Source organism: Bacillus sp. FJAT-26390 (assembly GCF_001682865.1).
Classification (GTDB): Bacteria; Bacillota; Bacilli; order Paenibacillales; family Paenibacillaceae; genus Pristimantibacillus.
In genome coordinates this window covers 825,703-847,285 of record NZ_MAQX01000011.1, presented here as the reverse complement: position 1 = coordinate 847,285, position 21,583 = coordinate 825,703, and the positions used below count along the sequence as shown (strand labels likewise).

At 45.8% G+C, this 21,583-nt stretch carries 26 protein-coding genes and 1 riboswitch; of the genes, 21 read left to right on the top strand and 5 right to left on the bottom strand.

Features of this window, described 5'->3' with window-relative positions; all coding sequences use genetic code 11:
- Positions 1-92: 92 nt before the first annotated feature.
- From A7975_RS15430 to A7975_RS15390, 9 genes are all read left to right on the top strand, one after another.
- A complete protein-coding gene (locus A7975_RS15430) occupies positions 93-1,229 on the top strand; it encodes a SpoIIE family protein phosphatase (protein WP_053372339.1) in 1,137 nt (378 codons plus the stop codon).
- A gap of 136 nt (positions 1,230-1,365) precedes the next feature.
- On the top strand, positions 1,366-1,980 hold the full coding sequence (locus A7975_RS15425; protein WP_065385663.1) for a hypothetical protein: 615 nt from the start codon (positions 1,366-1,368) through the stop codon (positions 1,978-1,980).
- Between the two features lie 75 nt (positions 1,981-2,055).
- Positions 2,056-2,388, top strand: coding sequence for an STAS domain-containing protein (locus tag A7975_RS15420; protein ID WP_053372337.1), 333 nt, complete (start codon positions 2,056-2,058; stop codon positions 2,386-2,388).
- On the top strand, positions 2,385-2,822 hold the full coding sequence (gene rsbW, locus A7975_RS15415; RefSeq protein ID WP_053372336.1) for an anti-sigma B factor RsbW: 438 nt from the start codon (positions 2,385-2,387) through the stop codon (positions 2,820-2,822). Before A7975_RS15420 ends, rsbW (A7975_RS15415) begins: the two co-directional genes overlap by 4 nt.
- Positions 2,823-3,009: 187 nt before the next feature.
- The gene (locus tag A7975_RS15410) at positions 3,010-3,420 is read left to right on the top strand and encodes a GntR family transcriptional regulator (protein WP_255314294.1); all 411 of its coding nucleotides are present in this window, start codon (positions 3,010-3,012) and stop codon (positions 3,418-3,420) included.
- Positions 3,413-4,102: an ABC transporter ATP-binding protein gene (locus tag A7975_RS15405; protein ID WP_065385662.1), complete on the top strand. Its 690-nt coding sequence runs from the start codon at positions 3,413-3,415 to the stop codon at positions 4,100-4,102. Before A7975_RS15410 ends, A7975_RS15405 begins: the two co-directional genes overlap by 8 nt.
- Positions 4,099-4,938, top strand: coding sequence for a hypothetical protein (locus A7975_RS15400; protein ID WP_065385661.1), 840 nt, complete (start codon positions 4,099-4,101; stop codon positions 4,936-4,938). Before A7975_RS15405 ends, A7975_RS15400 begins: the two co-directional genes overlap by 4 nt.
- Positions 4,939-4,949: 11 nt before the next feature.
- Entirely contained in the window at positions 4,950-6,200 is a 1,251-nt protein-coding gene (locus tag A7975_RS15395; protein ID WP_065385660.1) for a hypothetical protein, read from the top strand.
- Positions 6,201-6,217: 17 nt separating this feature from the next.
- On the top strand, positions 6,218-6,493 hold the full coding sequence (locus tag A7975_RS15390; protein ID WP_053372332.1) for a hypothetical protein: 276 nt from the start codon (positions 6,218-6,220) through the stop codon (positions 6,491-6,493).
- Positions 6,494-6,663: 170 nt separating this feature from the next.
- Here the strand turns inward: A7975_RS15390 and A7975_RS15385 are convergent, their stop codons facing one another.
- Both A7975_RS15385 and A7975_RS15380 read right to left on the bottom strand, forming a co-directional pair.
- Positions 6,664-7,533: a CheR family methyltransferase gene (locus A7975_RS15385; protein WP_442950600.1), complete on the bottom strand. Its 870-nt coding sequence runs from the start codon at positions 7,531-7,533 to the stop codon at positions 6,664-6,666.
- Positions 7,530-10,280 (bottom strand): ATP-binding protein, encoded by a 2,751-nt coding sequence (locus tag A7975_RS15380; RefSeq protein ID WP_065385659.1) that lies wholly within the window; start codon positions 10,278-10,280, stop codon positions 7,530-7,532. Before A7975_RS15380 ends, A7975_RS15385 begins: the two co-directional genes overlap by 4 nt.
- Before the next feature lie 163 nt (positions 10,281-10,443).
- Here A7975_RS15380 and A7975_RS15375 point away from each other — a divergent pair, with 163 nt between their 5' ends.
- Genes A7975_RS15375 through A7975_RS15365 form a run of 3 tightly spaced genes read left to right on the top strand, consistent with a single transcriptional unit; the run spans position 10,444 to position 12,136 of the window.
- Positions 10,444-10,878, top strand: coding sequence for a DUF948 domain-containing protein (locus tag A7975_RS15375; RefSeq protein WP_053372330.1), 435 nt, complete (start codon positions 10,444-10,446; stop codon positions 10,876-10,878).
- Positions 10,879-10,916: 38 nt separating this feature from the next.
- Positions 10,917-11,357, top strand: coding sequence for an anti-sigma B factor RsbW (rsbW, locus tag A7975_RS15370; RefSeq protein ID WP_053372329.1), 441 nt, complete (start codon positions 10,917-10,919; stop codon positions 11,355-11,357).
- Complete coding sequence (locus tag A7975_RS15365; protein ID WP_053372328.1) at positions 11,354-12,136, top strand: sigma-70 family RNA polymerase sigma factor; 783 nt, start codon at positions 11,354-11,356, stop codon at positions 12,134-12,136. Before rsbW (A7975_RS15370) ends, A7975_RS15365 begins: the two co-directional genes overlap by 4 nt.
- 75 nt (positions 12,137-12,211) lie before the next feature.
- Here A7975_RS15365 and A7975_RS34185 read toward each other — a convergent pair whose 3' ends face one another.
- Positions 12,212-12,355, bottom strand: a complete 144-nt coding sequence (locus A7975_RS34185) for a hypothetical protein (protein ID WP_176707735.1) — start codon at positions 12,353-12,355, stop codon at positions 12,212-12,214.
- A gap of 1 nt (position 12,356) precedes the next feature.
- Positions 12,357-12,713: a YtxH domain-containing protein gene (locus tag A7975_RS15360; RefSeq protein WP_065385658.1), complete on the bottom strand. Its 357-nt coding sequence runs from the start codon at positions 12,711-12,713 to the stop codon at positions 12,357-12,359.
- A 399-nt stretch (positions 12,714-13,112) separates the two neighbouring features.
- Here A7975_RS15360 and A7975_RS15355 point away from each other — a divergent pair, with 399 nt between their 5' ends.
- From A7975_RS15355 to A7975_RS15345, 3 genes are all read left to right on the top strand, one after another.
- The gene (locus A7975_RS15355; protein ID WP_065385657.1) at positions 13,113-13,679 is read left to right on the top strand and encodes a hypothetical protein; all 567 of its coding nucleotides are present in this window, start codon (positions 13,113-13,115) and stop codon (positions 13,677-13,679) included.
- 161 nt (positions 13,680-13,840) lie between these two features.
- Complete coding sequence (locus tag A7975_RS15350; protein WP_483295921.1) at positions 13,841-15,208, top strand: methyl-accepting chemotaxis protein; 1,368 nt, start codon at positions 13,841-13,843, stop codon at positions 15,206-15,208.
- Between the two features lie 69 nt (positions 15,209-15,277).
- Positions 15,278-15,625 (top strand): CDP-alcohol phosphatidyltransferase family protein, encoded by a 348-nt coding sequence (locus A7975_RS15345; RefSeq protein WP_369688924.1) that lies wholly within the window; start codon positions 15,278-15,280, stop codon positions 15,623-15,625.
- A gap of 82 nt (positions 15,626-15,707) precedes the next feature.
- Here the strand turns inward: A7975_RS15345 and A7975_RS15340 are convergent, their stop codons facing one another.
- On the bottom strand, positions 15,708-16,121 hold the full coding sequence (locus A7975_RS15340; protein WP_065385654.1) for a DUF2500 domain-containing protein: 414 nt from the start codon (positions 16,119-16,121) through the stop codon (positions 15,708-15,710).
- A 247-nt stretch (positions 16,122-16,368) separates the two neighbouring features.
- Positions 16,369-16,467: riboswitch (guanidine-I (ykkC/yxkD leader) on the top strand.
- Positions 16,468-16,549: 82 nt separating this feature from the next.
- Between A7975_RS15340 and A7975_RS15335 the strand changes: the two genes are divergently transcribed.
- From A7975_RS15335 to A7975_RS15315, 6 genes are all read left to right on the top strand, one after another.
- A complete protein-coding gene (locus A7975_RS15335; protein ID WP_065385653.1) occupies positions 16,550-17,875 on the top strand; it encodes an APC family permease in 1,326 nt (441 codons plus the stop codon).
- 376 nt (positions 17,876-18,251) lie between these two features.
- A complete protein-coding gene (locus A7975_RS34180; RefSeq protein ID WP_176707734.1) occupies positions 18,252-18,413 on the top strand; it encodes a nitroreductase family protein in 162 nt (53 codons plus the stop codon).
- Between the two features lie 43 nt (positions 18,414-18,456).
- Positions 18,457-18,639, top strand: coding sequence for a YezD family protein (locus tag A7975_RS15330; protein ID WP_053372320.1), 183 nt, complete (start codon positions 18,457-18,459; stop codon positions 18,637-18,639).
- On the top strand, positions 18,639-18,947 hold the full coding sequence (locus A7975_RS15325; RefSeq protein WP_053372319.1) for a hypothetical protein: 309 nt from the start codon (positions 18,639-18,641) through the stop codon (positions 18,945-18,947). Before A7975_RS15330 ends, A7975_RS15325 begins: the two co-directional genes overlap by 1 nt.
- Before the next feature lie 206 nt (positions 18,948-19,153).
- The gene (locus A7975_RS15320; protein WP_065385652.1) at positions 19,154-19,750 is read left to right on the top strand and encodes a PadR family transcriptional regulator; all 597 of its coding nucleotides are present in this window, start codon (positions 19,154-19,156) and stop codon (positions 19,748-19,750) included.
- On the top strand, positions 19,740-21,575 hold the full coding sequence (locus tag A7975_RS15315; protein WP_255314293.1) for an ABC transporter ATP-binding protein: 1,836 nt from the start codon (positions 19,740-19,742) through the stop codon (positions 21,573-21,575). The genes A7975_RS15320 and A7975_RS15315 overlap by 11 nt, the downstream gene beginning before the upstream one ends.
- The last annotated feature ends 8 nt before the right edge of the window (positions 21,576-21,583 follow it).

Sequence of the window (21,583 nt, the reverse complement as noted above, 5' to 3'; positions counted from 1 at the left end):
CTTTGTTCAAATAGGAGCTTTAAAAAGTTGACTCTATGTATCGTTAGGCTCAAAATATGAGTATAGAAACTGGAGTAAAAGGGAGCTTGCATATGAGTATTATAATCGTGGATGATAATGCGACAAATCAGATCATTATAAAAGCCATTTTAAATAAAGCGGGCTACGAGAATTTGAAAATCGCCTCTTCGGCAATGGAGCTATACGATATTTTGGATATTGAATCCGAAACGGAAGCGAAGACCAATGTTGACTTGATCTTAATGGATATGATGATGCCGGAAATCGATGGTTTAGAGGCATGCAAAACGATTCTGCAGGTGGAGCGCTATAAGGATGTTCCGATTATATTTGTTACTGCGCTTGGCGATTCGAACAAAATGGCGGAAGCGCTTGACGCCGGCGCCAGCGATTATGTGATGAAGCCGATCAACAAGATGGAGCTGCTGGCACGGATACGGTCGGCATTAAGGCTAAAGCAAGAAATTGATTGGCACAAAGAAAGAGACAAGCAGGTGAAGTTTAAGCTGGAGCTTGCCAAAAAGGTGCAAAGAAACGTATTAAGCCAGCCGATTAACGATGAAAATGTAGGGATAAGCGCGATTTACCAGCCCTCTACGGAGCTTGCAGGCGATTTTTACGCATGGTATCGCATTGATGAAGGCCGATATGGCGTTATTTTGCTCGACATGATGGGCCATGGCATTGCGTCCTCACTTGTATGTATGTATATATCATCCGTACTCAAGGATACCATTACACGCATAACGGAGCCTGATCTCGTCATGCACGAGCTGAACCGATATATGAACCAGCTGTATAAGAAGGAAGAGCTGCTTAACTACTATTTTACTGCTATTTATTTGGTCTTAGATACGAATGAACGGACGATCGATTACGTAAACGCCGGACATCCACCGGGCAAGCTGCTGATCGGTGATCAGGTTACGCTGCTAACCGAGGGCTGCTGCGCGATCGGATTGTTTGAAAAGATTGATATTCGTAAAGGGAGCATCCCATACGAGGAACATATGAAGCTCGTTCTCTACACGGATGGTCTAAGCGAATCCTTGGGCGATAACGAAGAAGCCAAGCTGGATACGCTCGTAGAGAGATTGATTGAAACTGAAACCGAAGCGCATGCGGAATTGGTTAGTGATTTTATAGCAGGACATAGCAATGAGAGCCAGAAGGATGATATTTGTTTAGTGATGATTGCTACGAAGTAAGGCTTCGAGCATTAACCGTTGAAAATCATATTTTTATAAAATAAATCGTTTGCCCCTGTTTCAAAGGTTCGGATATGGTTTATAAATACGTATAAGTAAATAGATGAAGGACAATCCCGCAGAGGAGGGAGAACATATGAGAAATATGATGATTATCGGCTGCTTGATCGGAAGCATATTCGCTTTTAACAGTGATTATGGCAAGGTGACGAATACCTATTCCTTATCAACGAGTGCAAGCAAGGTGATGTCAGAAGCATCTGCTAAGGCAGCCGATGAAATGGTATCCGCTTCTATGCCTCCCTCCACGGTAACGGAAGTTACCTATGCAAGCAATGATGCAAGTGCGGCCAATGAGGCAACTCAGAGCTTTGCGCTTCAAACGGTCAACGGCATTACGCTTTATGATGACCCTAGCAGTGTAACGAAGAAGCTTGGCGAGCCTAAACGTATTTCCGAGGATCCGCATTTAAAGGAATTGAAGATTTACGAATACCCGAATATGAATGTCGTCTTCAGTGACGGAATGGTTAATTTCGTGGAAATAACCGAGGGCTCCAAATCGTTGTTAATTGATGGCGTTGAAATACCAGCTACGATTGAGGCGGTTAAAGAAGCGTTAGGAGAGCCGGATTACTTCACGGAGGACGGTATTGCATTCGAGCGAAATGAAGCAGTGTTAAAACTATTTGTCGATACGGATACTCAGAAGCTAACGTCCATTCATTACTTTTACAGCTTTACGATGTAGGTGGTGCAGCTGCGCCTTGTACAAAGTAAAGGATATTTGCCTATTTATTAAACAAACGCGAGCGGAGTGAATAGAATGAAGGCTGAGCAATTTCAAGTTGTACAGGAAGAAACGAAGGATCAATATATCCTTCACGTAAACGGAGAGCTCGATTTATCGGTGGTGCCGCAGCTTCGGTCAGCTTTGGAGCTGGTGATGAATAAAACGGATAAGGCATTGGTGCTTAATCTCAAGCAGTTAAAATATATCGACAGTACCGGAATCGGCATTATCGTTTCGGTGCTTAAACTACGTGACGAGCTGAATGCGCCGTTCTTTGTACGCGACATTCCAGCTGCGATTAGACGTTTATTTGATTTAACCGGCATTTCGAGATACCTAATAGAAGGGACAGAGGCCCAAGCATGAATGCCATTCGATTACAAATACCGGCCCATGCAGACTATATCGATATGGTCAGAATCTGTCTATTTGGAATCGCCTCGAAGATGAGCTACGCCTACGAAGAAATCGAAGATATGAAGGTAGCCGTTTCCGAGGCCTGCAATAATGCGGTTATCCATGGCGCTCAAGGCACGGACGAGGGAATGATCGACATTTCCTTTGAGCATGACGAGACTACACTTACGATCAAAGTGAAGAACAACGGCTCAGCTTTTCTGGCCCCCGAGGCGCTTGATAAAGCGGCTCCCCTTCCTGAAGCGGATGTGAGCGGGCTCCGAGTCGGAGGGCTTGGCATCTATTTGATGCAGGCGCTAATGGACGAGGTAGAGGTTAACGCTTTGCAGGATGGAACGGAAGTTGTGCTAACTAAATATTTGAACGCAGCTACGGAGCATTAGTATTTACGGCTGCCAAACGAGCATAGAAGAAGAGCAAATGACGCTGGCGTCATTTGCTCTTTTTTTTTTTGCGTGCAGCATTTTCTGATATGTATTCCAGCATTTGACTTTTAAGTGTATTACGTGCATAATACGCTTATCAAGTGTATTATGCACGTAATACACACGTTTGTTAGGAATGTGAGGAATGATCGCGATGAGCTTAAACGACGGGTGGACAGAAGTGGCGTTTAATACGAGGGACCCTGTCTATTTGCAGGTAGTCGGACATTTTAAGGAAAAAATAGCAACGGGCCGCCTTGCTGCGGGACAGGTGATACCTTCCCGCAGGGAGCTAGGCGGCTTAATGAAGATTAATCCGAACACGGTACAAAAAGCGTATAAGGAAATGGAGGAGCAGCGGTTGATCATTACGGAGGGAAACTCACATAGCAGGATTACGACGGAAGAAAAGGTGCTTAACCAAATAAGAGCGGAATTAATCGGCAATGCAGTTTGTTCGTTTGTGGCGTCCGTAAGAAAAATCGATGTGCCAATCGATGAGCTGCTGCAGCTGGTCAAAAGCAAATATGAGGAAGGAGCACCGGAGCATGATTGAGGTCAAAGATATCCATAAGCGTTACCGCCGCCGCAACGTGTTAAACGGCGTATCCTTTAACGCGAATAAGGGTGAAATTACTTGTCTGATCGGTGCAAATGGAGCCGGGAAATCTACGGTTTTGAAGGCAATCATGGGGCTGACTCCGATTTCGAGAGGCTCTATTCATATTAACGGACAACCGCTTAGACCAAGCCTCTATGAGAAAATATCCTTCGTCCCTGACCATCTGGCGATGCTTCCCGGCATGAAGCTATCCGAAGCGCTCCGGTTCATGGCAGACTTCTATGATAGCTGGAATATGGAACGAGCGAGCGAGCTGATGCATTTTTTTCGGCTGGAGCATTCGGAAAGAGTCGGGAACTTATCGAAAGGAACCGCTGCTAAATTCAACCTCCTGCTCGGTCTTGGCCAAGATTCCGATTATTTATTAATGGACGAGCCGTTTTCCGGGATCGACTTATTCAGCCGCGAAGCGATTACGGAAGTATTTACGAGCGACTTAATTGAGGGCCGCGGCGTGCTGCTTACGACGCATGAGATCGGAGAGATGGAGCATCTCATGGATAAAGCCGTTTTATTGCTGGACGGGAAGGTTAGCCGCTCGTTCAACTGCGAAGAAATGCGAAGCGATGAAGGCAAATCCGTTATTGATGTCATGAGAGAGGTGTACCGGGCATGAACCGATATTTGAAGCTGGTCCATATGGAAGTGCATCGTTTTCGGTGGGTGCTTGCCATCTTAATGGGAATCACGGCAATTTGCCAGATCAGCAGCCTCATTTGGAAGCTTAATAGTGAATTATCCCTGAAGAAAGAGCTGCTGACGCAAGACATCGAAAATAGGTTTCAATTATCGTCACCTGATCTGCTAACTTTTGAGTGGGCGATATTTAATACGCAGATGTGGTTTATTTTGCCGATACTCGCTTGTATTGGTGTGCTAACCGTATATGTCTTCTTCATCTGGTACCGCGAATGGTTTGGGCGTCATACGTTTATTTATCGATTGCTTGTGCTGCCAACAGCAAGGCGCAACATCTATTTAGCTAAAATAACCGCGTTTCTCCTGTTCGTATTTGGCTTTATTTCCTTTCAATTGGTACTGCTGCCCATCGAGCATCTCCTATTCAAGCTGGTTGTTCCGGCGGATCAGAGAGCAGACTCGCATATGGTGGATGCGATCAGCCGCAATCAAGCGCTTGTAGAGCTTATACCTAGGCAGTTTGAACAGTTCCTCTACTATTACGGGATAGGGACGATTGCGGTATTGGCTATTTTTACTGCAATATTGCTGGAGCGAAGCTATCGCCGTTTGGGGATTTTATATGGCGTGCTGTATTTGGCGTGCTGCGTGTTAGCGGTTATTTCGCCTGTATTATTTCTTGGTTATGGTAAGCTTTACACCTTTGTGTATCCAAATGAGATATACGCCATATTGGTGATCATGTGCGCTCTAGTGCTCTGCTTATCGGTGTGGCTTGGAATGAGGCTGCTTGCCAAAAAGATTACGGTGTAAGGAGAATGCAAATGAGGCGTTATTGGTTATCCATCGTTATTGCAGTGATCGCTGTGAGCGGAATTGGCACTTATTATACGTACGGCAAACAAAACCATCTGCCTGAATACAAGCTTGAAACGATACAAGGTGACCCAAAGGAAGCCGCGGCAGTCAGCTTGACTGGCGCTTATTATGGAAATATGAGCTCCGAATTTTTAAAAGTAAATGCAGCTGGAAGCGAGTATGGCGGCTTGAACATGAAAAACATTCGTTTAGGAATAACTGACGCGAATTCATGGTTTTATAACCTGCCTGGAATCAAGCAGCTGATCAATGACCATAAGAGCTTTATGCGAGGAAAACAGAATTCGGGCTTTTACCGTGATAAGGAGTGGGTGATTTACGCAGATACAGTCTTGGAAAATACGGGACTGAAGTCACGTTTTTCCGCACTTCAGCTAAGTGTTCTTAATGAGGCAACAGAAAAAATATCGGAATTCGAGCTGTCCTTTGAGCGGGAAAGGGAGCTTAGATATCTCAATATCGTAGATGTACAGAGGGTGGATGAAGAGGTTCATATTCTGGTTGGGACCTTTTATACAGATAATCCGCAAAGTGAATATGAAGTATTCGTGATGGACATAACGAGCGGAAAGCTGCTGCGAAATGAAAAGCTTGAGTCTTGGGGAAGCACCAAAAGCGATCAAAAAGAGGAGCAAATACAAGTTTCAGCCATAACAACAAATAGATTTTTGACTCCGGCCGATAACGTTTATTTTATTTTTAAAAAGGTGAAGGTCAACGATAGAATGGATGAGGCTGCTCGTTACGCAGAGAAGCTCAGCGAGAAATTTTACTCTTATTCGTATCGTACTGGATTAATGATTGAATTGCCCGAAATGGTTCGGGAGCAGGCTGCTAATACAGAAAGAGTGCATAGCGGGCAAAATGAATATTTATATGTTGCGGAATACGATACGGACCATGTTGCCATATCGCGTTATAGCGCTGAGAACCAAAAATATGAACACGCATATGTTTCGGTATCGGCAGAGCAGCTAGGCGTGAACGAGATTAAAAAGGTGCAGTTTGGATTCAACCGTCTGTACATCCTTTTTAACCAAGCCGGCATTCCAGGAACAGCTGTGGTTGATATTACAAACGGGAAGCTGTTGTTCATAGGAAGTGCTGCCTTTGTTGGCGATAAAGAGCAGGCGAAGGATCAGCTAAAGAAGCTTCATCTGTTAAACTTTGAAATCAACGAAAGCATTATAAAATGATTTGACGAGGATACGTTATGAACGAAATGAGCGCAGCAAAACAACGAATTCACAAGCTTCAACAATTAAGGGGACTGGAGCATTACGCCTACCAGGTTGCCCACTTTATTTTGCAAAATGAATGTCTCGCATTAGAAGCGGCAAAAGCGGCATTAATAGAGCTGAGCCGAATGGGCGCGCAATTCAAGGGTTCGGAGGAGGAATTACGGGGGCTTGCCAAAAAAGTAACCATCAATGCTTCGATCCAAATCGCCCGCACGTCTTCTAATGTGAGCCGGAAAGCGGCCTTATAACAATGAAGGAACTGTAACGAAAGGTCTGGAATGACCTTTCGTTACAGTTCCTTTTCTAGAAGCTTGATGCAATACGTTGCGGCTCCACCCGCCAATTGAGCTGCCAAGCCGCCAACTGAAAATAGAGCTAGAAACTAGCCTTATTTCTTCGTATCCCCCGCTAAAGCGGACTAACTGCTTACCTTGCGGAAAATCCGCTCTGGCGCATTAAAGTCCTCGTATTTATTTTTAAGGGGGGTTAACAGCGATTCCATGTTGCCCAAAGCCAAGAAGCCATTCAAAGCCAAACTTTCAAAAAACAAATGATGCACATGGTTTTGCAGCTCGGAATTAAAGTAGATAAGGACATTCCGGCATAAAATGACGTGAAACTCATTAAAGGAACGGTCCGTTGCCAGATTATGCTGCGCAAACATGATGTTTTCTTTGATATGCGGATGAAATAAAGCATGCTCATAATTAGTCGTATAGTAGGAGGAGAACTCCTTGGTTCCGCCTGCCCGCAAGTAGTTTTTCGTAAAGGTTTGCATCCGCTTTAGCGGAAACTTGCCTTGCTTCGCGCTCTCAATGACAAGCTCGTTCATATCCGTAGCATAGATCTTCGCTTTATTCAGCAGCTCTTCTTCTTCAAGAAGGATAGCCATGGAATATACTTCTTCTCCAGTCGCGCAGCCTGCATGCCAGATCCGAATTTCCGGTAGCTCCCGAAGGTGCGGAATGACGTCTTTGCGGAATGATGCGAAAAAGCTGGGATCACGAAACATCTCCGTCACCTTAATAGAGAAATCGTTAAGCAGGTTGTCGATAAAATTCGGTTCATGAAGCACCTTCTCAAGAAGGGAGGTGATCGTCGGCAAGCCTTCAAGGTTCATCCGATGATAGATACGCCGCCGCAGCGAGGAACGCAGGTAGCTCCGAAAATCGAAACCGTAGATGCTGTAAATGCCTTCTAGCAGCAAGTTGATCTCTATGCGCTCCAGTTCGTCCTGCGTTATCGCATCCTCATTAATGAAGTCTTCCTCATTCCATTCGCTGCTCAATTACCCACCTGCTTTGTAAGCCATACCCGCATAAGCGAGAACAGCTGCTCCATATTGAGCGGTTTGCTAATATAGTCAGACGCGCCAGCCTCTAAGCATTTATCACGATCGCTTTTCATCGCTTTAGCGGTAAGCGCAATGATTGGCGTATCCTGCATAGCAGGAACAAGACGCATCGCTTTCATCGTTTCAAAACCGTCCATAATTGGCATCATAATATCCATAAGCACCAAATCGAAGTCGGTGTCTTTATCGATAATTTCCATGCATTGCTTGCCGTTGCTTGCGATGGTCACGTTAAACTTTTTATTTTTAAGTGATTTGACGAGAGCATAGACGTTGCGGGAATCATCCTCTACGAGCAGCACTCTTTTTCCTTCAAAAAGCGAGCATTCATAGTCTGATGATTCGGAATCCATTTGTTCGATAACGGCAGGCGCTTCCGCTACGACCGAAACTTCTGAAGCCGCTGCTATTTCCTGATGGAATGAAACGAGCTGCTCTTTTTCCATATCAGGCAAGCTTGGCACAAAGAGCGTAAAGCTGCTGCCTTTTTGCGGCCGGCTGTCCAACACAATCCGTCCGCCGAGCAGTCTGCTGAATTCATTGCAGATCGATAAGCCGAGGCCGGTGCCACCGTATTGACGGTTCGTTTCGCCATCAACCTGCTGGAAGGCTTCGAAGATCAGCTGCTGCTTATCGAGCGGAATGCCGATGCCCGTATCCGTTACAGAAATCGCTATAACCGTCTTATCCGTGTGGGCAGGAAGATGCTTCTTCACGCTTTGCGGATCCGCATTTTGAATGTTTAATACAACGGAGCCTTGCTCCGTAAATTTAAAGGCATTGGACAATAGGTTTTTTAAGATTTGCTGCAATCTTTGACCATCTGTATACAGTACAGGCGGTACATCTTCATCTAAATTGATTTGGAAAGCAAGCTCTTTTTTCTCTGCAACTGGGTTAAAAAGAAGCTTCATATGCTCAGGGATTTCGCTGACGTTCACTTCATCCATCACCAAAATGACCTTACCGGCTTCGATTTTGGATAAATCGAGAATATCATCTATTAGCGTGAGCAGATCATTGCCGGAGGTATGGATGACTTTAGCATACCCTTCTTCCTCTTCATTCAACGTATCGTTTTCATTTTCCGAGAGAAGCTGGGACAAAATTAATATGCTGTTGAGCGGAGTGCGAAGCTCATGCGACATATTAGCGAGAAAATTGGATTTGTATTGCGAGCTTTTCTTAAGCTGCTCGGAATACGTTTCGAGCTCTTCCTTCGCTTTTTCCAATTCCTTCGTTTTCTGCTCGGCGAACAGGTTTTGTTCCTCCAGATGCTCGGTAGTCATGCGCATTTCTTCCTGCTGCATTTGCAGCTCTTCCGATTGCGTCTGCAGCTCCTCGGTTTGTGTCTGTAGCTCTTCCGTCAGCACTTGCGATTCGCTTAGCAGTCGCTCTACCTCCATACGACCTGCGACATTGTTAATCGCAACGCCAAATGAATTCTCGATTTGCTCAAGCAGCTTCAGATGCTGCGAAGTAAACGACTCTACGGATGCGAATTCAACGACCGCGGCAACCTTGCCCTCAAACTCGAATGGAACGATTAGAATGCTTCTTGGCTCTACCGATCCAATGCCTGACGAAATGCTGAGCGGATGATCAGGAGCAGAGTTCAGCAAGAAGGTGCGATTATCTAGCGCCGCTTGGCCGATAAGGCCTTCCCCCATTCGAAAGCTGGCATGTCCTGGACTGTCGCCAGCCGCGGCATAAGAAGCAATTTTGTTCAGCTTCTGCTGATCTCCTGCTCCTTGTTTAATATAAAATAATCCGTAGGCTGCATTAAGCATAGGCGCAAGCTTGGACAGAAAGGAATCCGCTAACATCTTCATATCGTTAATGCCTTGATTCATGGTTGCCACCTCGGCGACCTTCGATTGAATCCAGTTCTGATCGTTAAGGTTGTCCAGCAGCGCATTGGTTGCACGAGCGAGATCTCTAATCTCATCACGGGTGTTCACTTTAATGCGCGTCGATAAGTCCCCTCCGGAAGAGGCGATATCCGTTATCGTTTTTACGACATCATTTATCGTCTTGACGATAGTTCCAGAAACGAAAGATACGATTAAGAGAGCGACAATGGAGACGACGAGCAGCATGACATACAGGCTGATAATAAGCATGTCGTTCCGGTTTTCCAATTGCATGATATGGTTTTTAGTTGATGCAATTTCCTTTTGACGCAGTGTTTCGAGCTGTACGCGAAGGGAATCGATATCTTTTTTGCCGGTGTCTCCATTAAAAAAATCAATAATGCCTTGCGTGTCGTTCGCCTTACGAAGTGCGACGGTAGGCTCGCCCGCCACCTTGATCCAATTTTGAATCGTCAGCTTGATCTCCTCAAGGCTTTTGCGCGTTGTCGGATCATCGAATAGATATTGGTACAAAGCATTGTAGTTGGCTTCCCATTCCGCTTTTCCCGCCAAATAAGGCTCTAAATATGTCTCGTTGCCAGTAATGACAAATCCGCGCTGGCTGGTCTCCATGCTGACAGCATTGTAGCGAATGGTCGTTATCAAATTATGCACTTCGATGTCCCGGGTTGTAATCGTCTCAATTTCGTTTTGCAAGGATGAGATTCTATCGCTCACTACAACAATACATGCACCTAGACAACATATGATCAGAAAATAGCCGATTAATATTTTTGCACGAATATTTAATCGCAAATTACGTAACATGATTAGCTCCTTTAATAGTAGTAATCGTTTAATATAATTCTTCTATTATAACATGGATGGTGCGATTGACAATTTTCTTCCTGCTATTAACATCCCGTAATAACGAGTTGTTTCAAATATGGTGATAGCGGGTAACTAATGAAAAAAGAAAGTGGTGACAACGATGGATATGTTAATGCAAATCAGTATTGCTGTTATAGCAATTGCGTTTCTTGTACTTCTGTATTCGCTCATTCAAACGTTGAAAATTTTGAGAGGCGCATTGGATGAGATGCGGGTAACGATCGGTTCGCTTAGAACGGAAGTTACGCAAATCAGCGTCGAGGTGAAAGAAGCGATTCATAATACGAATGCGATGACGCTTGATGTAAGAACGAAGCTAAGCTCGCTGGATGTGTTGTTTGCCTCAGTTAATGATCTAGGTCATGCCCTGCATTCCTTTACCGGTGCAGCCAAAGAGTCGGCTGCGAGTGTGGTAGCCTCTATTAAGGGAGAGGGCAAGAAGGCGAAGTCCGCTGGAGAGCCCGGATTAATTAGCACGGTATTTGACGGCGTGATTTCCACAATAAGGGTATGGAATAAAGTGAAAAAAATATGAGCTATAATAGGAACATACAAGAGAGGATAGAAGAAACTATGAACTCATTCATTCGGTTGACGATTCCGGCGCGGGCGGAATATATCGATATTGTTAGATTGTCATTGTTTGGCATTGCAAGCAAAGCAGGTTTCTCCTATGAGGAAATTGAAGATATGAAGGTAGCGGTTACGGAGGCTTGCACGAACGTTGTGCTTCATGCCTACAGCAACGAGCAGCCTGGAGTTGTAGACATCAGCTTTGAGATTGAGCGGGACGGCATCTCCATACGGATTAAGGATGAAGGCGAAAGCTTCAAATACGAGCCTGCCATCAGCAAATCCGTCTCCCTGCACAACAAGGAACTGAAAGAGGTGACAGCAGGCGGGCTCGGGCTGTTCATGATGCATGCTTTAATGGATAAAGTAGAGGTTTTTACCGAAAGAGGTACAGAGGTGATTCTCACCAAGTTATTTGGTAGGAAAGAGGAGATGGCATGAGCGTGAATTCTTCTTGCCTGGATCCAAAAGAAACGATCGAAAAAATGAAAATATATCAGGAAACTAATTGCAACGATACGGCGACCGTATTGTTGCAGCATTTTGAGCCGATTGTGAAGATGGCAGCCGCCAAAATGTCCCGCAGTCGGCCTGATCTTTACGAGGATCTTTATCAGGTCGGCCAGCTGTCTATGCTGCGCTTATTTAAGCAGTATGACAGCTCGCGGGAAATTCCGTTTGAAGGTTATGCGATGAAGAGCATTATCGGTCATCTAAAAAACTACTTACGCGATAAATCATGGTATATCCAGGTGCCAAGACGCATTAAAGAGAAGGGACTGCTCATTCAGCAGGCTATCGATCACTTAACGGTGGAGCTTGGCCATTCGCCCAAAATGGAGGAAATTGCAGTCCATCTCGGACTTTCCGTAGAAGAAACGATCGAGGTGCTGTCCTGCCGTGAATCTTATCATTATGTATCGCTTGATACGCCTTTGTCGAGCGAAGGAGACAGCGCCGCAACGATAGGGGATCTTATCGGCTCAGACAAGGACGATTATCAGAATGTGGATAATCGTCTGGATCTGGAGGAGGCGCTGGATCAGCTTAAGACGGAGGAGAAAAAGGTGCTTCTGCTCGTGTATCATAGCGGCAAATCACAACGTGATATCGCCGATGAGTTAGGCGTATCGCAGATGAGCGTATCGCGTATCCAGAAGCGGGCCATTGAGAAGCTTAAGCTATTGCTCGTAGATCAGCGTCCGGATTTTAGCATTTGATTAGTTTAGAAAATATAAAAATCCCCTTTCCATATTGCGTATGGAAAGGGGATTTTTTAATGAAGTTCGTATTTATTATTGAGCGGGGTCTGGAACCAGACCCCGCTCAATAACCTCTGCATTCGTTTCCATTTGCTCCATGTCCTCGCCAAGCTTAACCATTTCTTCCTCGGTCGGTGCCATGGAGTTTGTAGTCGTTTCAAGCTCCGTCTTCATCATATTACCTCCCAGAGGTAGCAAGTCCATCCTTAACGTCTTCCTTCGCAGAAGAGAAGGATTCCATAATATGCTGGTTGGATTTTTTGGCGTGATCCACCAAATCGCCGGCTTCCTCTTTGATGTTGCTGGCTAGATCCTTTGTATTTTGCCCGACAGTAGCGGCGAGCTCTTTCGTGTTTTGTCCCACTGCAGTCGCGATGTCTTTTGTTTTTTCGCTAATCTCTTTGAACTTGTTCGAGAGATCCTCCCGAAGATGAGCACCTGATTTTGGAGCAAATAGCAGTGCCGAGATGGCTCCGATAGCTCCTCCTACAATTGCGCCTAACAATACGCCGTTACTAGAGTGTTCTCTTGACATTTGTCATCTCTCCTCGATTGGTATTTGTTGATCTTATTGACCAACTTGTATTCGATTTCTTAGTTATATATAAACGGATATCATTATTTTGAAACAAACATTTAAGGAAAGTATTGACAATTAATAATGCCGATGTTACGATGTGTTTCAAATCCCTAGTTGTCAGCTTGGGATTAAGAAGGTTTATTTTGGCAAGCGGATATACATCAACTGAAAGGAGAATTTTAACATATATTTACTTTCCAACCTTCCATCCTCGTCGTCACAATTTCATTAAATATTATTATGGTTCCGTTAAAATGGTAAATTATTGAGTTATTAATTCCGATAAATAATTAACCTACATATTTTATCTGCGAAGAAACCTACGAGAAAATAGAGAGATAAAGGAGAAAAATCATGTTTAAACGAGTGGAGAACGAGCTGGAGCTAGCGATGTTTAACGGCATTTGGACTACCGTCTGGATGGAGAAAGGGTTTGAACTTGAATTTTCTGAGAATGCTCTTGAGCGATTTGTCGTTGTTACTGCGGAAGGACACTATGTGGGAACGTCTGAAATTAAGCCTTACAGCTTAATTTCAAGCTCGATTAACGATGCAGGCCCTTTTCAAACGTATCCAAAAGTAATAGAAGCAGCTGGCGCAATCGCTGAGATCGATAAGATCGCGCTGCTTAGACCGTATCGCGGGCGATATATTGCTGACCTGCTGTCCTCGGCCGTCTATATTGCTGAAAAGCTGCAAATGAAATATTTTGTCTCGCTTCTGGAGCCTGTATTTCTAAGAGCCCTTCGCATTACTTATCAGGTACCGCTTGAAAAGGTTGGAGAGAAGGTTTTTTATAAGGGAGATGATGTCGTACCGGTATTATTCAACATGGAGCAAATGTATCGCAACAAGCAGCGCTATGAATGGCTCGTCTATCCGCAAGAGACTGTTCTTGCCACAACCGGTGCGGAGGGCTGAGCGAAGCTTACGGACGTATTAGTTAACTTAGAAAAGGCGGAAATGTCGTGAAAAAAGAATTAACAGAACTTGACAAGCGTAATCGATTGTTAATCAAAATCCTTTGGAGCCTCCTTGGTCTTGGGATCGCCACAGATCTTGCTATCGGGCTCGGCGCGGACATGATTCTCCTGCTTGCAGGGGTCGGTATCTTTTTGTGTGGTGCAGCAACTTTCATGACATACCGGAAAATTTTTACGGGATATATTAAATATTTAGTGCCTGTTATTTTGACCGTTATCGTAACTCTATTGATTGTGTCTGATCCGAATCCGATCGTAAGCACTTATTTTTTGGTGTATGTCAATCTAGCGATCATTACCTTGTATGCGGATTATAGGCCTATTATTTTTACCGGGGTTTTGGGAGCGGCGCTCAGCACCTATTTATTTTTTGATCCCGTGCTTCAGCCGAAGCTCTTCCCAAATGAATCGCTGGCGTATTTGTTTTTGTATTTAACGTTTGCAACCGTTGCGATGGCTTTTTCCGCTGGGTTCAGCGGCAGACTGCAGCGGCAGGTGACGGACAAGCAGCGTGAGGCATTAGCTGCCAAGGATATGGCGGAGGGGCTATTGGACAAGCTCAAATCGTCTATTATCGTATTGACGGAATTTAGCAGCAGCCAGCAGACGACGGTTCGCTCGACGGGAGACATCTCGAAGGAAGTCACGATTACGTTCTCCGAAATGTCGGCTGCTATCGAGAAGCAGACATCAACCATTCTGAACATCAGCGAGTCGTCACAGGTCATCGATGCTTCGGTTAAGCAATTGCTGGAAGGTGCGGAGCAGTTGCAGCAATATTCCGCGAGCAATGCCGAGTTGACGGAGAAAAACCGCGAACAAATGGCTACTCTCTCGGACGAAGTGGAAAGCGTGCGCTCGATTATTAAACATACGGTCGAGATGATGACGCAGCTTAATGAACAAAATGATCGCGTAAGCTCTATCGTAAGCACCATTAGCGACATTGCGGAGCAAACGAATCTGCTGGCGCTAAATGCGGCTATTGAAGCGGCACGGGCTGGCGAGCATGGCAGAGGATTCGCCGTCGTATCCGGGGAGGTTCGCAAGCTGGCAGACAATGCAAGAGTTGCGACCAGTGAAATCTCTGATATTTTATCCGGCATTCGTTCGCAAATCAGTGCCGTTCATGAGCAGGTGGAGAGCGGGCAAGAGGCTGTGATGAACAGCAGGGAAGTTTCTCAACAGGTACAGCAGCTTATGGAGCGAATTAACGAGAATACGGAGCTTGTGAAGCGCCATTCGGATAATGTGGGAGTCTCCGCAAACGATCTGCATGAGCGCTATTCGAGCATGGCTGATGAAATGGTTAATATTGCGGCCACTACCCAGCAAAATATGGCCTCCGTCGAAGAGGTCCATGCAAGCATGGAGACGCAGGATATTAAGATTCATACGATGGTCGAGGAATACACGCAGTTGGATCAGCTGCTGTCAGAGCTTCAGCAATTAGTAGCGAAGCATTAAGTCGCTAGTGTAATAGAAGCATCAAAAGCGCCAATTGGAGGAGAGCAGCGTAGGAGCTACGCGGCTTAATTGCTCCTTTTTGGCGCTTTTAGGTTTAGGAGGACTCTTAATCTTGCCTCACAGCCTGTATATACCTGGATCGCAGTTGCCATTATAGGAAGAGAAATGATTATAACGGGCATTCGAGTGGTAGCGGCCTCTCAAAAAATAGCGCTTCAAGCGGATCAATTCGGCAAAATAAAAATGGTGTCGCAGGTGGTTGCGATTGCGGCAGTGCTGTTAAACAATTTGCCTTTCCGTTTTTTTACAAACATGGCTGTCGATCAAATTTTGATGTACGTCGCGTTGATCTTAACGATCTATTCCGGCTACAACTACATAAAGAAAAACTTTCGTTTGTTAAAGCTTGATTTATAATATAGCTGATCAAGGACAAACAAAAAATGAGTAGGATTAAACAAGAAAGAGCACGCTGACCATTCAGCGTGCTCTTTCTTGTTTAGCGTAGGGGCTCGCTGTGGCTGCGCTCAAATGCGACGATCCACTCGCCCTGTACGGCTGCATAGCCGGTATCGCCTTCGACGACCAAGCCGTATAAGTTTTTTACGTCTAAGTATTCCTTTCGCGTCCCGTTATCAAATTCGAGCGTGATATAGTAGTAGGTTCGCGATGAATTCGTGGAATGATGGGCGCCGTCATGGTTATGGTGATTCGTATGGTGGCGGACGTCCATCCGCTTGGATACGATGCGTGCGTAGCACGATTCCTTCGGAGCTCTAGCATTTTTTGCATGATTGATAAGGCTGTACAAAATCCCTCCAATAACGAATATAAAGCCGATGCCAACCAATATCGGGATGATCGTAAACATCAAATTAAACCCGCCGCCGAATGAAGGTCCGAACCCGTTCATCTATTCACCTCCATCTTTTTACTAATTTGTCGTTTGTTATCATACGCAAACATAGGCGTTTTGTTTCGAATTTTTAATAGGGCATTGGAGAGCTGAAGAGAAGCAGCTCATCACTTCTAATTTCATGAAATAAAATCTTTAAATACAGAACAGTTTATGTTATGTTATTTAACATAAGAGAAAAAACGATATTTAATGTTCGGTTATTTGAATATTTTGTGAGGAAACTTATCATATATAAACGATATTAATAGTTTTCTAGGGTTCCGCGGACGATTGTTACGGACTGGACCGAGAGAAGACGCACAGCATGCTGTGTTCACGGAGGGATAAAAGCCCGGGAGATTGTCTAATGACGATGCCTCCCTGGCTTTTGTTGTTTTTAAAAACAGTGAAATGACCAATTAACAAGGCAGAGGGTGCAGCAGATGGAAGAGAAAGTGACGTACCGCAGAACATTAACATTGTTTCAGGTTGTAGCATTAGGACTCGCATGGATGTCGCCTATGATTTATTTTACCGTTTATGGCATTGCCTACGAAGGCTCTAGCGGATGGATGACCAGCTCTTACACCGTGGCTGCAGCGGCTATTTTATTAACGGCGCTTAGCTATATCGTCATGTCCAAAAGATTCTCGTCCTCTGCCTCCGCCTATACCTATGTCAAAAAAGCGATCCATCCCTATGCCGGCTTCTTAGTAGGCTGGGTCGTCCTGCTTGAATATATTTTCTCTCCGGTTATCGCATGCTTAACCTTCGGTCTTTATATGCATGCCCAGTTCCCAGCCGTTCCGGCTTCCGTATGGATCATAGGCATCAATCTCATCTTTGCGATTGTGAATATCATAGGCATAAAATTCTCGGCTGGGCTAAGCAAAATATTTGTAGTCGTGCAAATTTTATTTATTGCCTTGTTTTGTGCGTTTCTGATTAAGGGGTTAGCGGCCAATGCGGCTGCGATTGCCGTTCAACCGCTTTTGCCTCATGGTGAATGGGGGATTTCCGCGATTTTGACTGGCGCTTCGATTGTGTGCTTCTCTTTTCTTGGCTTTGATACGGTTACCACGCTGGCGGATGAGACGATCAACGCTCATAAAACGATACCGCGCGCGATCATGCTTATCGTGCTTATCGCTGCGGTCATGTATATCGTCGTTTCTGTATTAACGAAGCTGGTGTTTCCAAGCCTTTCCTTTACGAATGGCGATGCCGCAGGGTTTGAATTGATGAGGCTTGTCGGCGGCGCCGGCCTTCAGTCGCTTTTTATCTCGGTGCTGATCATGGCTGTATTTACGCAAGGCGTAATCGCTGTGACGAGCGCATCGAGGCTACTGCATGTGATGGGCAACGACTCGACGCTGCCCAGACGTTTTTTTGGCAAGCTGCACTCCAAATATAAGACGCCCGTCAACAGCATTGCCGCCGTATGCGTCGTTTCGATGCTCGCGCTGGTTTTAAGTCTGGAGACGGCTATAAAATTCGTTAGCCTCGGGGCTTTGACGGCTTTTGTGTTCGTTAACGGTTCAGTCGTCGTGCAAATGTACGTGAAGGAGAAACGAAGATCTTTTTCACAAACGATTGTTTATTTGATTATTCCGCTTACTGGCGCGTGTTTTGTAGGATGGCTCTTGACGCTGCTGGATCGAACCGCTTTAATAATGGGCGCATGTTGGCTCATGGTTGGCATTCTTTATCACTTGTATCGCACGAAGCCGGCGCTTGCTGCCATTATGCAAAAACGTCAACTTGATTAGTGGATATTTGTTGACGGATAGAAAACATCATGGTAAATTAAATTTATCCTATTGAATTAGTCGGGAATAGAATTGGAAACTGAATAAGAAATTATGGCATAAGTGTCGCTGTAGTTTATTCACATTCGCGCTCACTAGAAAACTGGAGGCGCATGCCAACCGAATGCCGAATCGGTTGTCGTGCGCCTTCTTTTATTTTTTTGGAAGGGGAGGTGTTGAAGGGTGAACCACTCGGGAAAATGGCGATCCCAACGTATCGCACGCCTTTGATTCCGGGGCGGCATGGGCGACGCTTGCATTGCAGGCGCGGCTGCTTGGCCTTTCAACGCGGGCGATTGGCGGCTTTGATCGTGCTGCAGCTCGTTAGTTACTGGCAGTGCCGGAGCATATTGCGCTTCATGCCGTTATTGCGCTTGGCCACCGAGGGGATGCCGATTCACTGGATGAATCCTTTCAAGAGAAAGAGCGTCCGACCGGCCGCCGTCCTTTGGCAGAGAGCCTGCTGGAAATCAAAAAAATTCAGATGATCAAGTTGTGAGCTCATTAGGGCTGAACCTATAACTTTGGAGAGGATGTTGTATATGTCTCGACCGGCTGAGGTTGCGGATGAGTGGTTGAAACGCATTAAGGAGCAATTGGCAGGCGTTCAATATGGCGTAGTTCAGATCACGATTCATAACGGGCAAATCGTACAGATTGATCGGACTGAACGCAGTCGCTATGACACGGAGAAGGCTCCTTCTGCGGCTCGGAAACAGAGATAATGAAGAACCACCTTACTATGGACGTATACGAATGGCCTGATTTGGCTTTTCATCATTATTGCTTGCAAATGTATCAACTGAATCGTGGTGTCTACAATACGATCGATCAGTGGCTGTACGATAACGGTTATCCTGAAATTAAACGCAGGCGAAAAATGATTATTCGGTTTTTGGATCTTATGGCAAAGAAGCAAGCGGAGGAAGGACGAAAGTTTTTATCCTTCGGCAAGGGCAATTTAATTGTGGAGCTGAGCGAGTTCGTAGCTGAGCACGGCATTCATGCAAGAGGCGTCTTAACCGCATACTAGGCAATATAACTGCAACGATGATGATTGACATCAGGCGGCATTACATTTTTATTTCTACCGTATCATATGAAGGTTATCAGAGCATCACATGATATCCTTTTTTTTTTGGCAGAAAACACTATTTCGTAACAAGTAATTGCCAATTAACGATATATCGTATAGTATTTGAAGTAATACGATATATCGTTAACGAAGGAGAATACGTAATGACAGAAGAATGGCAGCCAGAGGAACGGTTGTTTTTAAATCATGCACTAGAAAGAGAGGTGAGCGGCTCAGGCAGACGTTATTTCAGCCGCGGCGGAGTCAAATATGCTTTGCTTGAGCTTCTGGAGCAGGAAAGCATGCATGGCTATCAAATGATGAAGGCGCTTGAGGATCAATCGGGCGGCACATACAAGCCTAGCGCAGGCTCGATCTATCCAACCCTTCAGATGCTGCGGGATCAAGGATTTGTAGAATCCTCTAAGCAGGATGGCAAGAAAATTTTTGAAATTACGGATAACGGCAGAGCCTATTTGCTTGAAGAGAAGGAAAATGCCGTTAACGGACCCGAGCGCCGCGAATATGGCTACGCCGAGGAGGAAGGCGAGCCATTTGACCGAAGCAAGCGGAATCGGCGATTAACGCCGGCGGGCAAAGAGCTGCTGCATCTGCTGAAGGCGGCAGAGCGGGCAGTCGTGAATGACAGCAGAAAGGCAGCTCAGCTGCGTACGATTCTCGATCATTTGCGCGTCTCGCTCCGGCAAGTGGCTGCGGAAGCGGAAAACGGCGATGACGAGGGTGAAGCGTATGAGCAATAATTACAATTCTGCTCAGTCCTATCGGCCAGGCGGAGGAATGGGCGGCATGAGAAAGTTCGTAACGGGAGAGAAAGCTAAGCCCGCCAGCATCGTCAGCATGTTCGTGCGAGTCTATACGCATGCGCGAATGCAGCTGCCCTTGCTAATCGGGGCTGTTGCTTGCGTCATCGCCATTTCGCTGCTGGAGTTTATCGTTCCGCAGTTAACGCGCCTTACGATTGACCACGTTATTCCGAATAAGCTGTTTTCCAAGCTGTTTCTTATTGGCGGCGGCGTACTCGGTGCCGCGCTTCTGCTCGGCGTTCTGCGCTATATCAGTACTTCCCTGATGGCCTCCGTCGGCCAGAAGGTGCTTTACAATCTTCGCAATGATTTGTACCGCCACATGCAAAGCTTGGACGTATCCTTTTTTGACCGCAATCGGACCGGCGATTTGATGTCTCGGGTTACGAACGACGTAAGCATCCTTCAGCAAATGATTTCCTCCAGCATGATGCAATTATTTACCGATTTTTTCACCTTTACAGCGATTGCGATTTATATGCTTTGGATCGATTGGAAGCTAACGCTGCTGCTGCTCGCTACCTTCCCGTTTATGATACTTACGACCAAAATATTTGGCAAAAGAATGCGTTCCTCGTTCCGAACGGTGCAGGAGTCCGTAGCCGATGTCAGCGACCATTTGCAAAATACGCTAACAGGCATACGGCTCATCAAATCCTTTACCGCGGAGGCTTACGAGTCGGATCGATTCGCTGAGCGCACCCAGCGGAATATGGATGCAAATATACAAGTGACACGCTTGCGGGCTGCTTATGAGCCTATTATTGATTTTCTCAATTTTCTCGGCCTTGCCATCGTCCTTGTGTTTGGCGCATGGCTAGCCATGAAGGACATGATGACGGTCGGCACGATCGTTGCTTTTATTGCTTATTTGCGGCTGCTGCAAAACCCGGTTCGCCATTTTAGCCGGATTATCAATACGATTCAGCAATCAGCTGCCGCGTATGAGCGCATTATGGAGGTTATGGACACGAATGCAGAAATCGTGGAGAAAGAGGAAGCGATCAAGCTGCCGCGAGCAAGCGGTCAAATCGTGTTTAATCATATTGATTTTGCCTATTCCAAAGACTCCGCCGTATTAAAAGATTTCCATTTGGAGCTTGAAGCAGGCAAGGTGACCGCGCTCGTCGGCTCTTCCGGCTCAGGCAAAACGACGATTGCCCATCTCATCACTAGATTTTATGATCCGCAGTCCGGAGACATCACAATCGACGGCTATTCGCTCAAGGATATTACGTTAGCCTCGTTAAGAGAGCAAATTGGGATCGTGTCGCAGGATATCGTTTTGTTTAACGGGACGATTGAGGAGAATATCCGTTATGGCAATCTGCATGCGACGGATGATGAGGTGCTCGCTGCCGCTAAAGCTGCGAATGCCGACGGCTTTATTGATTCGTTCGCGCAGGGCTACGAAACGCAAATCGGCGAGCGTGGCGTGAAGCTATCGGGCGGCCAGAAGCAGCGGCTGTCCATTGCGAGGGCGATTTTGAAAAATCCACGGGTCATTATTTTGGATGAGGCGACCGCGTCGCTCGACACGGAGTCGGAGCAGCATATTCAAGAGGCGCTGGCGCAATTGCTGCACGGGCGCACATGCCTAGTCATTGCGCATCGGCTATCCACGATCCAGCAGGCGGATCAGATTTATGTACTGGAGCAAGGACGAATCGTGGAGAACGGTACGCACGAGGAGCTGCTGCTTCTTCAAGGGCGATACAATCAGCTTTATGAATTGCAATTCCCGCAAACGGATGTATCGTAAAACATACT